We start from the raw sequence: 14,904 nt of genomic DNA, 5'->3' as shown, positions 1-14,904 counted from the left end.
TTGCGTAATCTGGCAGATAGCGCACGGCAATAAAAAACGCCCCTGATCGCAAGATCAGGGGCGTTTTTGGGTCAGGCGCGAAAATTATTTCGCTTTGACACCTTCAAACGTCACGTACATTTCAACTGCATCGGACGATGGACCCAGGTCTTTCTGCTTGCCGAAATCGGAACGCTTGAGGCTGAAGGTACCCTCGAAGCCTGCACGGTAGCCGCCCCATGGATCCTTGCCTTCACCCAGGAAAGTGGCTTTGACCACGATTGGCTTGGTCACACCGAGGATAGTCAGGTCGCCAGCCACGTCAGCAGTGTCCTTGCCAGCAGCGTTTTTGCCGGTAGGTTTGACGCTGGTGGAAACAAACGTGGCTTTGCTGCCGTTCAGGAAGTCTTTGCTGGAGATGTGCTTGTCGCGCTCGGCGTTGTTGGTGAACACGCTGGCAGTGTTCACGTTGAACTCGATCTTGCTGTCTTCAGGCTTGGCAGCGTCAAAGCTGAACTTGCCGTCGATGTCCTTGAAAGTACCGGTGATGAAGCTGTAGCCCAGGTGGCTGATCTTGAAGTCAACGAAGGCGTGCTGGCCTTCCTTGTCGACCACGTAGTCAGCGGCCATGACGCTACCGGCGGACAACAGGGCGGAACTGATTGCCAGAGCGGCCAGAGTCTTTTTCAACATGCTTTGTTTTCCTTTGGAGTCGAGGTTGAACTTCAGGCTTTGCGACCCAGCATTCGCTTGAGGGTCACATCACGGTCGATAAAGTGGTGCTTCAATGCTGCCAACGCATGGAGGCCGGAAAAAATTACCAGCACCCAGGCCAGCCAGAGGTGAATCACACCGGCGGTGTCTGCCTGGTCCGGTAGTCCGGACACCAGCGCAGGCACTTCAAACAAGCCGAACACCGGGATACCGACACCTTCTGCGGTGGAAATCAGGTAACCGGCAATCATCACAGCGAACAGACTGAGATACAGAAAGCCATGGCCGAACTTGGCGCCCAGGCGCGTCATCCGGCTGTAGCTGGACAGGGTAGGCGGCGGCGGACTGATGAAACGCCATACCACCCGCAACACCATCACACCCAGCAACACCAGGCCGATGCTCTTGTGCAGGTCCGGCGCGTCTTTGCGCCAGGTGCTGTAGTAGTCGAGCCCGACCATCCACAACCCCAACGCGAACAGTCCGAAGACCGCCAGCGCGACACTCCAGTGAATGAAAATGCTGACCCAGCCGTAACGGGAAGTAGAATTTCGTAGCTGCATTGCCCAGATCCCTGTAAGTGCTGGCCCAAGACTATCGATTTATCTATCGGATTAAAGCGGAAAATTTCGCTTTGAAATATCGAGAAATGCGATCGAAAGCCTAAATCACGCGGGTTAAGGAAAGATTAAAGTCGAAATTGTGAGAAAAAGTGAATACAAACCAGAGAACACCTGTATCAAAAGGTTTATTCGATTTCGCTCTCGGTTTTTTTCGCGCATAAAAAAGCGCGACCCTGGGGCCGCGCTTTTTTACGCCTGAACGTTACTGGGCCTTGGTAACAGTGGCCGCCGCTGGCATCTTCGCCGGTTCAGCCTTTTTCACCGGGGCTTTTTTTGCCTCGGTCTTGGCTGCCGGTTTCTTCGCCGGGGCTTTGGCTGGCGCCTTCTTGGCCGGCTCAGCCTTCACCGGTGCAGCAGGCTTCGCTGCCTCGACCGGTGCAACTGCTGGTGCCGGTGTTGGGGCTGGTGCAGGGGCCGGAGCGACTGGCTCAGGTGCCTTGACCGGCTCTGGTTTCTTCTCGTCATCCGAGCTGCCGAACAGATTGCTGAAGAAGTTACCCTTCTTCGCTGCCACAGCGCCGGCTGCAGCTGCAGCGGCTACTGGAACGGCCTTCGCCGGGTCAAACGATTTGCCCGCCGCCAAGTCTTCAACCTGGCTGGCCGCACGCTGACCGGTGCGCAACGCACCTTCCAGGGTGCCCGGGTACAAGGTGTCGGTGTGTTCGCCGGCAAAGGCTACGCGCTGGATCGGACGTTCCCACAGGCGCCAGAACTTGCTGATCTGACCCGGGCCGAAGGCCAGGTAAGCGCCGCCCATCGAAGGGTCGGTGCTGTAGCGACGGATTTCATAACCGGTAAACGAACCGCGCGCCTGTGGATAAAACGCGTGCAGGCGAATCAACACCTGATCGACTATCTGCTTGTCGCCGAACGCCTGCATGACCCGGGCGTTATCGCCGGACAGGTTGATCACCACGTTGGCGCCGCCCTTCAGCGCAGGCTCGACCCACAACATGCCCAAACCAGTGTTGCTGTAGATTTCGCCAGACATGCGCGCCTTGCTTTCCCACACTGGCGTCTTGAACTTCAGCATGATCTGGTCGCGCCAGCCGTAGTTGGTGCCCTTGATCGCCGCCAGGTGCTGGGCGTCCAGTGCCGGGGTCATCTGGATCTTGTTCAGGGCACGCAAAGGCACGGCCAGTACGACATAGTCAGCCTGATAGCCAACGCTGCCGACCTTGACGGTGACGCCGTCCTTGTCCTGGGTGATGGACGAGACCGGGGAGCTGGTCTTGATGGTTTTCAGTTGCTTGACGAAGGCCTGGGCCAGCACTGGGCTGCCACCGACCAGGCGCGAAGCGCGCAGGTCACGGTCGGAAACGCCACGGTAAACGCGGCTCTGCTGGGCGAAGTACAGCAGCGAGATACGCGAAGGTTCGTCATAACGGGTACGAATCTGCTGGTTCACCAACTGACGGGCAGTCGGCGGCAGGCTCAGGCGATCAAGCCAGTTGGACACGTTGATCTGGTCCAGGGCGTGCAGTGTGTTGTTGGCTGCTGGGTTCAGCGGGTCTTCGATCGAGCGCGCCAGGTCATCCAGCGTCTTTTCGTAGCGTTTGAGCGCTTCGGCAGTGCTTGGGTCCTTGGTGGCCAGATCGGCAGCGGTGTAATACACGCCATCGATCAGGTAGCTGGGTGTACGCACGAATTCCGGCGCTGGCGTGGTGCTCAGCTTGAACGTCGAGACGTACTTGTTCAGGACTGGCTGGGTCTTGTCGTTGCCGATCCACTCACTGGTGGCCATGCCGGAGCGGCCACCCAGGCTTGGCTTGGCTTCCAGCAGCGTGACCTGCCAACCTTTGTTCTGCAGCTCATAAGCAGCCGTGAGGCCCGCGACCCCGCCGCCGACCACGATCGCGGTTTTATCCTTGGCCAGCGCAGACACGCTGAACAGCCCCAACATCACCAGCGCACAGGCGCGCAGCCAACCGACAGACATTCAGCGAACTCCGGAAATTCAGGAAAAAATAGCGGTTTTACGAGCCAGACGGCTCAAGAACCGCGAAGGATACGTCAGCCGTCAGACGCCCGCCAGCAACGTCTACCGCCCTATACAAAGTAGCTCAATCGACACAATGGGTTGTTCCCGAGGCACGCATTGCATAGGCTTGCGCGATTGTATGTCCGCGCATGTCACGGACCGCCTCGAGGAGACTGAACATGGGCCTGAATAATCAGTGGATGCAACGCGATCTCGCGGTGTTGTGGCATCCCTGCACCCAGATGAAAGATCACGAACAACTGCCGCTGATCCCGATCAAGCGCGGTGAAGGCGTGTGGCTGGAAGATTTCGAAGGCAAACGCTACCTCGACGCGGTGAGCTCCTGGTGGGTGAACGTGTTCGGCCATGCCAACCCGCGCATCAACCAGCGCATCAAGGATCAGGTCGATCAACTGGAACACGTGATCCTCGCCGGTTTCAGCCATCAGCCGGTGATCGAGCTGTCCGAGCGCCTGGTGAAGATGACGCCCGAAGGACTGACCCGGTGCTTCTACGCCGATAACGGTTCGTCCTGCATCGAAGTCGCGCTGAAAATGAGCTTTCACTACTGGCTCAACCGCGGCGCGCCTGCCAAGAAGCGCTTCGTCACCCTGACCAACAGCTACCACGGCGAAACCATGGCGGCGATGTCGGTGGGCGACGTTCCGCTGTTCACCGAAACCTACAAGGCGCTGCTGCTCGACACCATCAAGGTGCCAAGCCCCGATTGCTATCTGCGCCCTGAGGGCATGAGCTGGGAAGAGCACTCGCGCAACATGTTCACCGCCATGGAACAGACCCTGGCCGAGAACCATGACACCGTTGCCGCCGTGATCGTCGAGCCGCTGATCCAGGGCGCGGGCGGCATGCGCATGTACCACCCGGTGTACCTCAAGTTGCTGCGTGAAGCCTGCGACCGCTATGGCGTGCACCTGATCCACGACGAAATCGCCGTTGGCTTCGGCCGCACCGGGACGATGTTCGCCTGTGAACAGGCCGGCATCCGGCCGGACTTCCTCTGCCTGTCCAAGGCCCTGACCGGCGGCTACCTGCCGCTGGCGGCGTGCCTGACCACCGATGACGTCTACAGCGCCTTCTACGACGATTACCCGACCCTGCGCGCCTTCCTGCATTCCCACAGCTACACGGGCAACCCGCTGGCGTGCGCAGCGGCCCTGGCGACGCTGGATATCTTCGAACAAGACAAGGTCATCGAGAACAACAAGGCCCTGGCCCAGCGCATGGCCGCCTCCACTGCGCATCTGGCCGACCACCCGAACGTCAGCGAAGTGCGCCAGACCGGCATGGTGCTGGCCATCGAAATGGTCAAGGACAAGGCGAGCAAAGAAGCCTATCCATGGCAGGAGCGCCGTGGCCTGAAGGTGTTCCAGCATGCTCTGGAGCGTGGTGCCCTGCTTCGGCCGCTGGGCAGCGTGGTGTATTTCCTGCCGCCGTATGTGATTACCCCGGAGCAAATCGACTTCCTCGCCGAGGTCGCCAGTGAAGGCATCGACATTGCCACTCGCGATAGCGTCAGCGTGGCGGTGCCGAAGGACTTCCACCCCGGTTTCCGCGATCCGGGCTAGAGTTCGTCTGCTCGTTCCCACGCTCCGCGTGGGAATGCAGCCCGGGACGCTCCGCGTCCCAAAAGCGGACGCAGAGCGTCCGATGAGGCATTCCCACGCAGAGCGTGGGAACGATCCATCTACAGAGATCCCGTATGAGACTGTCCCGCTTCTTTATCGACGCCCCCCTGAGCACCGGCGAGCACGAGTTGCCCGAAGCCCAGGCCCATTACATCGGTCGCGTGCTGCGCATGGCCGAGGGCGATGCGTTGCAACTGTTCGACGGTTCCGGCCATGAGTTTCGCGGCACGCTGGTGGAAGTCGGCAAAAAACGCGTGGTGGTACAGATCAATGAACAGTTTGCCGGCCAGGTGGAATCGCCATTACAGATCCATCTCGGCCAAGGCTTGTCCCGTGGCGAGCGCATGGACTGGGCGATCCAGAAAGCAACTGAATTGGGCGTCACGCAAATCACGCCGATTTTCAGTGAACGCTGCGAAGTGCGGCTTAAGGACGAGCGCGCCGACAAACGCCTGCTGCACTGGCGCCAGGTGGCGATCAGCGCCTGCGAGCAATGCGGGCGTTCACGGGTACCGGTGATTCATCCGCCGGTGCTGTTGGCTGACTGGTTGAAACAGACTGAGGCTGAACTGAAGCTGGTGTTGCATCCGGTGGCTGAGCCGCTGGTGAGCCACGCCAAGCCCGGGACGCTGGCGTTCTTGATTGGGCCGGAGGGTGGTTTGTCCGATGCGGAAGTGGACCAGGCCAAGAGCGCCGGTTTTCATGCGGCTCGCCTTGGGCCTCGGGTGTTGCGCACCGAGACCGCGCCGGTTGTGGCGTTGGCGGTGGCCCAGCAGTTGTGGGGTGACTTCTAGGACGCTATCGCCAGCAGGCTAGCTCCCACATTGAATTTTGGGTGTTCACCGTTTCGTGTTCACTGGAAATCTCCTGTGGGAGCCAGCCTGCTGGCGATGGCCGCGACGCGGTCTAAAGGACGTAAAAGAAAATCGCCACAAAGTGCAGCAGGCTGCCGGCGATCACGAACAGATGCCAGATCCCGTGGGCATGCCGCAATCGATGGTCGACGGCAAAAAAGATGATGCCCACGGTGTACAACACACCGCCCGATGCCAGCCACGCAAATCCGGTGCTGCCTAGCGCCGCCAGCAACGGCTTGACCGCCACCAACACGATCCAGCCCATCACCGCGTAGATCACGATCGACAGGATCCGCGCTTCCGACCTCGGCTTGATTTCCTGCAGTATGCCGATCAGCGCCAGCCCCCAGACAATCCCGAACAACGTCCAGCCCCACGGCCCGCGCAGGGTCACCAGGCAGAACGGCGTGTAGCTGCCGGCGATCAACAAGTAGATCGAGAAGTGATCGACCTTCTGCATGATCGCTTTCTTGCGTCCGCGCACGCTGTGGTACACGGTCGATGCGCTGTACAGCACCAGCAAGGTAAAGGCATAGATCGACGTGCTGACGATTTTCCAAGGACTGCCGTCGAGGCTGGCGACCACGATCAACCACACACCGCCGACAAATGCCGCCACTGCCCCGACCAGATGCGTCCAGGCGTTCAATCTTTCCCCGTGATACATCGTTTACCCACCTCGAAAATCGATAAAGCGCAATATCGCGCGCTCCTACAGAAACCCACATACGTGCACAATCAGGCTATTCCAAAAAGAGTCCGCCCCATGCTGATCGATGAAGAGTTGACCCTGAAAAAACTCGAGGTGTTCCTGGCCTTCATGCGCACCGGCAACCTGGCCCGCGCCGCGGCCGAATTGCAGACCAGTAACGTTAGCGTACATCGGGCGATCCACTCCCTGGAAAGCGCCCTGCGCTGCCCGTTGTTCAAGCACGAGGGGCGCAACCTGACGCCACTGGAAAGCGCCTACGTCCTGGAAGAACGGGCGCACAAGCTGATTCAGGATGTCGTGGAAACTGTGCGCCTGACCCGCGAAGCCGCCGGGTTTTCCGCCGAGCGTTTCAAATTGGGCTCGCTGTATTCGCTGACGGTGAAGACCGTACCGCAACTGATCATGGGGCTGAAGATCCGCCGCACCGAACTCAATATCGACCTGATCCTCGGCTCCAATTTCGACCTGTTGTACAAGCTCAAGAACATGGAGGTCGATGCGATCCTGGTGTCTCTGGACGACAGCATCAACGACCCGGACCTGGAGCATATCGAGCTGTTTTGCGACGACATCTTCCTGGCGACCCCGGCCGATTCGAAGTTTGCGCAAAGAAGCGAAGTCGACCTGGCCGAGGTCCGCGAAGAGACCTTTATCACCCTGACCCAGGGCTTTGCCACGCATCAGGACAGCAATCGGGTGTTCAGTCAGGCGGGGTTCGAGCCCAAGGTGGCGATGCAGGTCAACGACATCTTCACCCTGCTGAGCATGGTCAGCTCAGGGGTGGGTTATGCGTTGCTGCCGGGCAGGATTGCGGCGGTGTACGAGAATCGGGTGAAGCTGATTCCGTTGCAGGAGAAGTATCGGATGCAGCAGCACATTGGCGTGGTGTTCCTGAAGGCCAAGGAGCGCGATCCGAATTTGCTGGCGTTGCTGGCGGAGTGCCGGATGTATGCCAATCGCCACACCATCCAGTGATCGTTCCCACGCTCTGCGTGGGAATGCCTCAAGGGGCGCTCCGCGTTCCAGCTCTCGAATGGGACGCGGAGCGTCCCGGGCTGCATTCCCACGCAGAGCGTGGGAACGATCAGTTAGCCCACAATTCCGCGAACAATGAAGTACAACAACGATGGCCCGAGCAGGCAGCCCAGCCCAGTGTGAAAGGTCGCCGTCAACGCGCCATAAGGCACCAACCGCCGATCCGTCGCCGCCAGCCCCGCCGTCACCCCGCTCACCGTGCCGGCCAACCCGCCAAACACCATCGCCGAACGCGGGTTATCCAGGCCCATCCAGCGCGCCGCCATCGGGGTGCCGACCATCACCAGGATCGCCTTGATCAACCCGGTGGCAATCGACAGCGCCATCACATCCGAGGTCGCGCCAATTGCCGCACCGGTCACCGGCCCGACGATGTAGGTCACCGCTCCTGCGCCAATCGTGGTCATGCTCACCGCATCGCGATAACCGAATACCCAAGCCATGCAGGCGCCGACAATGAACGGCAGCACCGTGCCCAGCAGCAGCGCGATCACGCCGATCAAGCCGGCCTTGCGCGCTTCGGTGGCCTGCACTTCGAAGGCCGTGGCGACGATGGCGAAGTCGCGCAGCATGGCACCGCCCATCAGGCCGATGCCGGAGAACAGTGTCAGGTCCGCCAGGCCTTTTTGCCCACCGGTCATGGTGCCGCCGACCCAGGCCAGCACCAGGCCGATGACGATGGCAATCGCCGAGCCATGGATGCGCCCGAAGGTCAGGCGTTTGGAGAGGATGACCGACACCCACATGATCACGCCGACGAAGGCGAATGCAGTCACCAGGCCGTTGTGCTCCAGGCCTTTCTCGATGAGATCCCACATATCAGCGACCTCCTGCCGGTGTGCCGAGCGGCGTTATGTCTGTCGGTTCATCGGGCAAGGGTTCGCCTTTGTGGGTCCGGCTGATCAAGGCAATGGTGCAGCCGCAGACCACCACCGAGCCGATCGCCGCCAGCACCGCCACCGGACCGCCGTGCAATGCCGTGACCACGTTCTGTTGCGCGGCCATCGCCACGACCACCGGAATGTACATGGCACCCCAGAAGCCGACGCCCATTTCGCAATCCTTGGTCATGCCACCGCGTTTTTGCATCCACAGTCGCGCGCAAATCAACAGGATCATTGCGATCCCGACCCCGCCGACGTTGGATTTGACGCCCAGCAACACGCCGAGCATGTCACCCATGATCACCCCTGCCAGCGTACAGATCGCGAGTAGCGCCACACCGTAAATAATCATTGTTGTCGTCCTCAAAGTGCATCGTCGAATGTTGTTCTTGTTGTTCGAAGCCTCAGGGTTGCTCTAGGGGTGGCGACTTCCCTCCTCACGCAACAGCGCCTGCAGGGTATCGAGCCGGGCACCGTCGAAAGCAATCACGGTGCCCTGTTCGAACACCCGGCGCGCCAGCCCGGTCAGCACCGCACCGGGTGGCAGTTCGATCTGTAGACGTACGCCACGCTCGTAGGCGCTTTGTACCGTGCCGCGCCAATCCACCACGCGGCACATGTTGAAAGCCAGGTCGTCGCGCAAGGCATCAACCTTGATCACCGGGCGCGCGCGGCTGCCGCTCAGGTAGCCGATCTTCGGCGTTTGCAGCGTCACCCTGGCGAACGCTTCGGCCAGGGTTTGCGCCGCAATATCCAGCAGCGGACAGTGCGACGGCACACTCACGGCCAGACGCTTGGCCATCCCTGCCCCACGCGCCCTTGCCAGCTCGGCCAGCGCTTTCATCCCCGCGTCACTGCCGGCAATCACCACCTGGTTATCGGCGTTGATGTTGGCCAGGTAAACCGGCGTATCGACGCTATGAACCTGGGCCAGCAAGCCCTCCACCACCGCCAGTTCCAGGCCGATGATCGCGGTCATCCCGTAGCCCTGTGGATAAGCCTGCTGCATCAACTCACCGCGCAGGCTGACCAAGTGCAGCGCATCGCTGAAACCCAGGGCACCGGCGACCACCGCTGCCGGGTAAGCACCGATGGAAAGCCCCGCGACGTAATCCGCCGGCAATGCCAACTGCCGTGCAGCCGCCACCCCCGCGATCAGCAGGCAGAGCTGCACCGCCCTCGTCGATTGCAACGCTTCGGCAGAATCGAGCAGCCGAACGTCTTCACCCAACACGTCGCTGGCTTCGACCAGCGTTTCCCGAGGCACACGCTGGAGCATGCCCGGCTGCTGCGCGCCCTGGCCCGGGAACACCAGCAAGCTACTCACGCTGCCTGCTCCTGTGGCGTCCATGGATCTATGACCAGGCAAGCTCCCGTTGCCTTCTTGAGCAGCACCCGAGGGGAGGACCCCGCCCACTCACGCAAGGCGACGGCGCCAAACGGGGTCTGCAATTGCATGTCCACCACACACGGCGCCGTATCGAGCAACGCCACCAGCTCCCGGGCCTGATCACGCGCCAGAGGCTGTGGCGTGCGCAGGATAAGATCCAGATCGCTGCCCTCATGCAGGGCTGCAAAGCCGCTGGCCAACTCGAACCCGGCACTGCCGCTGACACCCCAGACCCAAGCGCAGGCATCGAGTGCGAGGCGCAATTGAGCCAAGGCCTCAAGCGCCGGCAAGTCACGGTGGATATCGACGTGGCAAAGCGCTTCCGGGCTGACACGACGGGTTACCGCCGCAATCGCCATCGACGCCCCATAGCGCTGCTCACGCAAACGCCCACGCACGCCAACCGCCACCTGCCCTGCCGCCGATACCGCACGACGCACCACCACCGGTTGCCCCGCGCCGATCGCCTCGACCGCCCAGGCAGGTGCATCCACGGGCAGCTGCCGAGGGGTCATGCCCCAGAGCAGGTCGTGGGCCAGAAACCGGCTCACCACTGCTCTCTCAGCAACTGGCGGACCTTGCTCGAGGCCGCCCGATTGGCCGCCCCGAGGCGAGCGCTCAGATCAGTGCCCTTGTGCGCGACATCGTCAATCGCCTGGGTCAGGCACTCGGTCACCCGCGTCAGATCCGACGGGGTTGGTTGTTCGATCTGCTGCACCGCCAAGGTTTCCCAGAGCAGGCCGAGGCTCGCATAGCTGTCGATGTCATAGGCCATCGGCGGCACGCTGGCGGCCAGGGCTTCCAGTTCTTCGATACTGCGCAAGGTCACCCGCGCCGCCGATGCCTTGCCCATGGCATGCACCATCACGCCCGGATCGCGTAGGGCAATCAAGCGGTTGGCCTGATAACCGTGCGCGAGAAACGCCCCGGACATCGCCTTGCCCACCAGCAAACCGATAACGGCATGACCGGCCAGCCGGGCGCGGGCATAACTGTCGGCGGCACCGGCCAAGGCTTGATGAATACCGAGGGCTTCTTCGCGGCGGCCGTAGGCCTGGCTTGGCACATCGACGATGGCGATCAGTGCGCGTTTTTGCGGCTTGTGCTGATCGGCAGCGATGACTTCATTCACCGCCTTGGCCAGCCCCCAGCCTTCGAGCAGCCCGACCTCACCGTTGCGGGCACGCACAAAACGGTTGTCGGGATCGGCCACCACGGCGATAAATCGCGCGGGTTGTTCACCCAAGCATCCATCAGCCACTTTCAGCGACGCAGGTAAACCGTCGACCGGCCTGGCATCGCCGCTCAAGGCGTTGAACCAATTCAAGCCCCTCAGGGAATACGAACTCATGCGCGCTCTCCTTGATACAGGTCGCGAACCGTGGCCGGTTCGATTTGCGGTTCGGCATCCAGACGCGCCAGCCGTTGCAGAAACAGCTCGGCCTGAGCACTGCGGTGCTGCGCGGGTAAACCTTGCTTGAGCAATTCGCCGACCTGCCGGCGAATCTGCGCCACGTCATCATCAGCGTATCGATCCACCAGCCCCGTGGCGAAACGTTGCTCGCCTCCGGTCAGGCTCCAGATGAAGGGGCGATCCCGCGAGTCGTATTCCTCGAGCCCCGCCTCCTGTTCGATCACCTGCGGACCGTTCAGGCCCAGGCGCGCTTCCTGGGTCACCAACAGGTAGCTGCACAAGCCGGCGGCGATCGACATGCCGCCGAAGCAACCGACACTGCCTGCGATGACGCCCACCACCGGTTGGTACTGACGCAAATCGACGATCGCCGCATGGATATCGGCAATCGCCGCCAAGCCGAGGTTGGCTTCCTGCAAACGCACACCACCGGTTTCCAACAGCAGCACGGCGCGGGTCGGAATGCCCTTGCGGTTGTCTTCGGCGGCCAGCTCCAGCGCGCCGGCAATTTTCGCCCCGCCGACTTCACCGAGACTGCCGCCCTGGAACGCCCCTTCGATGGCGGCGATCACCACCGGCAAACCGGCGAGGCTGCCCTTGGCGATCACCACGCCGTCGTCTGCCTGAGGCACCACGCCCTGGCGCGCCAGCCACGGTGACATGATGCGTTGAAACGGATCGAGCAATTCGCGGAAGGTGCCGGCATCAAGCAAGGCTTTCGCCCGTTGCCGGGCACCGAGTTCAACGAAGCTGTGTTTGTTGAGAAGCACTGCGTTGTCAGTCATGGCCGATCTCCTCGAAGCCCTGTTCCAGGCGCAGGCGTACTACGCCAGGGGTGGCGCCGAAATCGTGGATATCGATGTCCATGGCCGGCGGGACCTGACCGTCGAACATCCGTGAGAACAGGTGCTGCCAGCGTTGTTCGCTGCCATTGACCGAAGTCTGCACGGTGATGCTCAGCTTGCCGGGCTGACCCGGTTCGATCAGCACTTCCAGATCGCCCGAACCGACACAACCCACCAGCGTGCGACCGCGTGGCGGCTGCCCGGCGGGGAATTCAAAGGATAAGGTTTCCATCAAAAGGCTCCCTGGATGATGCCGTCGCCGGACTCGATGCGATCGATGAACAGGCAGGCTGCGAGCAAATCCGCAGCACCGCCAGGCGAGGCATTCAATGCGATAAGTTGTTGGTCCAGCTCATGCAGCCGACGACGCCCGGCGAGGCTGGCACTGCCACCCGCGTCGAGCACGGCCTGGGCGCCGAGCTGCATGGTGCTCAGACCCTCTTCCCCGGCGCGGTACAGCACGCAGGTGTCGGCCAGATTCGTCATGATCGCCAGCAGCGCATCGAGCCGAGCATTCTGTTCGCCATGGCCGGCGGCGCGGCTGCGCTTGAGTTGCGGCAGCGCGCGTTGCGTCACCGCCGGGAAGCCGAGTTGCGCTTCCTCACGGGCACCGCGTGCGCCGTATCGTTGGGCGACTTGCGCGCCGTGACTCAGAGGACGCGGCGCATAACGGTCGTCGAGCAAGGCCAAACGTGCCGCGCGCAAGGCGATAGAGCCGGCAGCGGTGGATTGCGGCTGCAGCGCAACCGCGGCGACCAGCAGGCCCAGCGCCCAGATGGCTCCGCGATGGGTGTTCACGCCGTTGGTGGTGGCGAGCATCGCTTGTTCGCCTTCACGACCGATCAAGCCAATGGCCTCGCGCAGCGGCAATCCAACCTCGCCCATCTCGATAGCCGTTTCAGCCATTTCCTTGAACGCCGGCCACAGGGCCAGCGCCGAGGCGTGCATCAGCCCCAGATGCAGATCGGTGTGGGCGCCATTGCCGCGACGGTCAACCAGCGCCGGTTTCGGCGACAGGTCCGCTTCGTCGATCAGCGCGTCCACCGCCAGGTCCGCCAGGCGTTCGGCCAGGCTCAGGGTTTTGGGTTGCAGGTTGAATGCATGCATTACCAGCTCCTGAATTTGGCGGGCGGGTTGTAGAGGCCACCGGACCACTCCACCAGATCGGCCACGCTTTTGGCGGCGAGCAATTCGCGCGTTGCGTCGGTGCGGCGGATGCCGAGGTCTTCGGGCAAGGCGATCAAGCCTTCGCGGCGCATGCGTGCGGTGTCTTTCGGATTGTGGCGCAGGCCAATGGCAGTCACGCCAGCGACAGCGGCGATCATTGCCTGGCGTTCTTCCAGGGTTCGGGCCTTATACAAATAGGCGATGCCTTCTTCGGTCAGCAGGTGGGTGACGTCGTCGCCGTAGATCATGATCGGCGCCAGCGGCATGCCGCTTTTCTTCGCCACGTCCACCGCGTCGAGGGTCTCGACGAAGGTCGGTTTGCCGCCTTCCTGGAAGGTCTCGACCATTTGCACCACCAGTTTCTTGCCGCGTTCGAGCATCGGCTCAGCCGCGTCGGCGTGGCGCATGTCGAGCCAGGCTGGCGTGCCGTGTCGGCGACCGCGCGGGTCGTGGCCCATGTTCGGCGCGCCGCCGAAGCCGGCCAGGCGACCGCGGGTCACGGTGGAAGAATGGCCGTCGCCATCGACTTGCAGGGTCGCGCCGATGAACAGGTCCACCGCGTATTGCCCGGCCAGTTGGCTGAACATCCGGTTGGAGCGCAGGGAGCCGTCGCGCCCGGTGAAGAACACGTCCGGCCGGGCGGCGATGTAGTTTTCCATGCCCAGTTCGGTGCCGAAGCAATGCACGCTTTCGACCCAGCCGCTTTCAATCGCCGGGATCAGGGTCGGATGGGGATTGAGGGTCCAGTTGCGGCAGATCTTGCCCTTGAGGCCAAGGGATTCGCCGTAGGTCGGCAGGATCAGCTCGATGGCGGCCGTGTTGAAGCCGATGCCGTGGTTGAGCGACTGCACGTTGTGTTTTTCGTAGATCCCGCGAATCGCCATCATCGCCATCAGCACATGCACCGGCTTGATGTGCCGAGGGTCACGGGTGAACAGTGGTTCGATGTAGAACGGCTTGTCGGCCACCACCACGAAGTCGACCCAAGACGCAGGGATGTCGACGCGTGGCAAATCAGTGACGTCATCGACCAGTTGGTTCACCTGGACGATGACGATGCCGTCGCTGAAGGCTGCCGGTTCGATCAGCGCCGGCGTGTCTTCGGTGCTGGGGCCGGTGTAGATGTTGCCGGCGCGGTCGGCCATGAAGCCGGCACTGAGCACCACGTTGGGAATCAGGTCGACCACCAACCGTGCGTAGAGCTCGATGTAGGTGTGGATCGCGCCGATTTCCAGCAGGCCGTCTTCGAGCAACTGGCTGATGCGCAGGCTCTGGGTGCCGGCAAAGGAGAAGTCGAGCTTGCGCGCAATGCCACGCTCGAACAGGTCCAGGTGCTCGGAACGACCGACGCTGGGCATGATCATGTGCAGGTCATGCAGCTTGCCCGGATCAGCCTTGGCCAGGGAGCGGGAAAGAAAATCCGCCTGCTTCTGGTTGTTGCCCTCCAGCACCACGCGATCGCCCGGCAGGATCAACGCCTCTAGCGCCACCACGATCTTGTCGGTGGGCAACACCACACCGTCAGCCAGGTCTCGCACCTGCGCAAGGCGCCGCTGCTTTTCGCTGCGCCGCCGCGTCCATCGCGAGTCGGGGGATATTGTTGTTGTCATGACCACTCCACGGGTTCGCTGTCGTGGGGGTCACAGTAGGAGCGTTG

16 protein-coding genes are annotated in these 14,904 nt (G+C 61.9%); 3 read left to right on the top strand and 13 right to left on the bottom strand.

The features are described from left to right. Positions 1-84: 84 nt before the first annotated feature. The 3 genes from ACIO0C_RS01595 to ACIO0C_RS01585 form a co-directional block, all read right to left on the bottom strand. A complete protein-coding gene (locus ACIO0C_RS01595; protein WP_008057034.1) occupies positions 85-672 on the bottom strand; it encodes a YceI family protein in 588 nt (195 codons plus the stop codon). 32 nt (positions 673-704) lie between these two features. Continuing rightward, on the bottom strand, positions 705-1,256 hold the full coding sequence (locus tag ACIO0C_RS01590) for a cytochrome b (RefSeq protein ID WP_401306972.1): 552 nt from the start codon (positions 1,254-1,256) through the stop codon (positions 705-707). Between the two features lie 262 nt (positions 1,257-1,518). Continuing rightward, the gene (locus tag ACIO0C_RS01585; protein ID WP_401306969.1) at positions 1,519-3,255 is read right to left on the bottom strand and encodes a flavin monoamine oxidase family protein; all 1,737 of its coding nucleotides are present in this window, start codon (positions 3,253-3,255) and stop codon (positions 1,519-1,521) included. Positions 3,256-3,476: 221 nt separating this feature from the next. On the opposite strand from ACIO0C_RS01585, the gene ACIO0C_RS01580 reads away from it, so the two are divergent. After that, positions 3,477-4,883: an adenosylmethionine--8-amino-7-oxononanoate transaminase gene (locus tag ACIO0C_RS01580; protein WP_401306967.1), complete on the top strand. Its 1,407-nt coding sequence runs from the start codon at positions 3,477-3,479 to the stop codon at positions 4,881-4,883. Positions 4,884-5,017: 134 nt separating this feature from the next. Next, the gene (locus ACIO0C_RS01575; protein ID WP_401306964.1) at positions 5,018-5,737 is read left to right on the top strand and encodes a 16S rRNA (uracil(1498)-N(3))-methyltransferase; all 720 of its coding nucleotides are present in this window, start codon (positions 5,018-5,020) and stop codon (positions 5,735-5,737) included. Positions 5,738-5,849: 112 nt separating this feature from the next. Here ACIO0C_RS01575 and ACIO0C_RS01570 read toward each other — a convergent pair whose 3' ends face one another. Next, positions 5,850-6,467, bottom strand: a complete 618-nt coding sequence (locus tag ACIO0C_RS01570) for a hemolysin III family protein (protein WP_401306962.1) — start codon at positions 6,465-6,467, stop codon at positions 5,850-5,852. Positions 6,468-6,566: 99 nt separating this feature from the next. Between ACIO0C_RS01570 and ACIO0C_RS01565 the strand changes: the two genes are divergently transcribed. After that, positions 6,567-7,487: a LysR substrate-binding domain-containing protein gene (locus ACIO0C_RS01565; RefSeq protein ID WP_401306959.1), complete on the top strand. Its 921-nt coding sequence runs from the start codon at positions 6,567-6,569 to the stop codon at positions 7,485-7,487. A gap of 113 nt (positions 7,488-7,600) precedes the next feature. Here the strand turns inward: ACIO0C_RS01565 and madM are convergent, their stop codons facing one another. From madM to mdcA, 9 genes are all read right to left on the bottom strand, one after another. Further along, entirely contained in the window at positions 7,601-8,365 is a 765-nt protein-coding gene (gene madM, locus ACIO0C_RS01560) for a malonate transporter subunit MadM (protein ID WP_008063454.1), read from the bottom strand. 1 nt (position 8,366) lies between these two features. Continuing rightward, complete coding sequence (gene madL, locus ACIO0C_RS01555) at positions 8,367-8,783, bottom strand: malonate transporter subunit MadL (RefSeq protein WP_401306955.1); 417 nt, start codon at positions 8,781-8,783, stop codon at positions 8,367-8,369. A 63-nt stretch (positions 8,784-8,846) separates the two neighbouring features. After that, positions 8,847-9,758, bottom strand: coding sequence for a malonate decarboxylase subunit epsilon (mdcH, locus tag ACIO0C_RS01550; RefSeq protein WP_401306952.1), 912 nt, complete (start codon positions 9,756-9,758; stop codon positions 8,847-8,849). Next, positions 9,755-10,375, bottom strand: coding sequence for a malonate decarboxylase holo-ACP synthase (locus ACIO0C_RS01545; RefSeq protein WP_401306949.1), 621 nt, complete (start codon positions 10,373-10,375; stop codon positions 9,755-9,757). Before ACIO0C_RS01545 ends, mdcH begins: the two co-directional genes overlap by 4 nt. Beyond that, positions 10,369-11,172, bottom strand: a complete 804-nt coding sequence (gene mdcE / locus ACIO0C_RS01540) for a biotin-independent malonate decarboxylase subunit gamma (RefSeq protein ID WP_401306946.1) — start codon at positions 11,170-11,172, stop codon at positions 10,369-10,371. Before mdcE ends, ACIO0C_RS01545 begins: the two co-directional genes overlap by 7 nt. Further along, a complete protein-coding gene (locus tag ACIO0C_RS01535) occupies positions 11,169-12,020 on the bottom strand; it encodes a biotin-independent malonate decarboxylase subunit beta (protein WP_401306944.1) in 852 nt (283 codons plus the stop codon). Before ACIO0C_RS01535 ends, mdcE begins: the two co-directional genes overlap by 4 nt. Next, the gene (locus ACIO0C_RS01530; RefSeq protein WP_401306941.1) at positions 12,013-12,312 is read right to left on the bottom strand and encodes a malonate decarboxylase subunit delta; all 300 of its coding nucleotides are present in this window, start codon (positions 12,310-12,312) and stop codon (positions 12,013-12,015) included. Before ACIO0C_RS01530 ends, ACIO0C_RS01535 begins: the two co-directional genes overlap by 8 nt. Then, positions 12,312-13,187, bottom strand: coding sequence for a triphosphoribosyl-dephospho-CoA synthase (locus tag ACIO0C_RS01525; RefSeq protein ID WP_401306938.1), 876 nt, complete (start codon positions 13,185-13,187; stop codon positions 12,312-12,314). Before ACIO0C_RS01525 ends, ACIO0C_RS01530 begins: the two co-directional genes overlap by 1 nt. After that, positions 13,187-14,857 (bottom strand): malonate decarboxylase subunit alpha, encoded by a 1,671-nt coding sequence (gene mdcA, locus ACIO0C_RS01520; RefSeq protein ID WP_401306935.1) that lies wholly within the window; start codon positions 14,855-14,857, stop codon positions 13,187-13,189. The genes ACIO0C_RS01525 and mdcA overlap by 1 nt, the downstream gene beginning before the upstream one ends. Between the last annotated feature and the right edge of the window lie 47 nt (positions 14,858-14,904).

Source organism: Pseudomonas sp. NPDC087336, assembly GCF_044744285.1.
GTDB lineage: Bacteria > Pseudomonadota > Gammaproteobacteria > Pseudomonadales > Pseudomonadaceae > Aquipseudomonas.
This window is presented reverse-complemented; position numbering and strand designations above follow the sequence as displayed.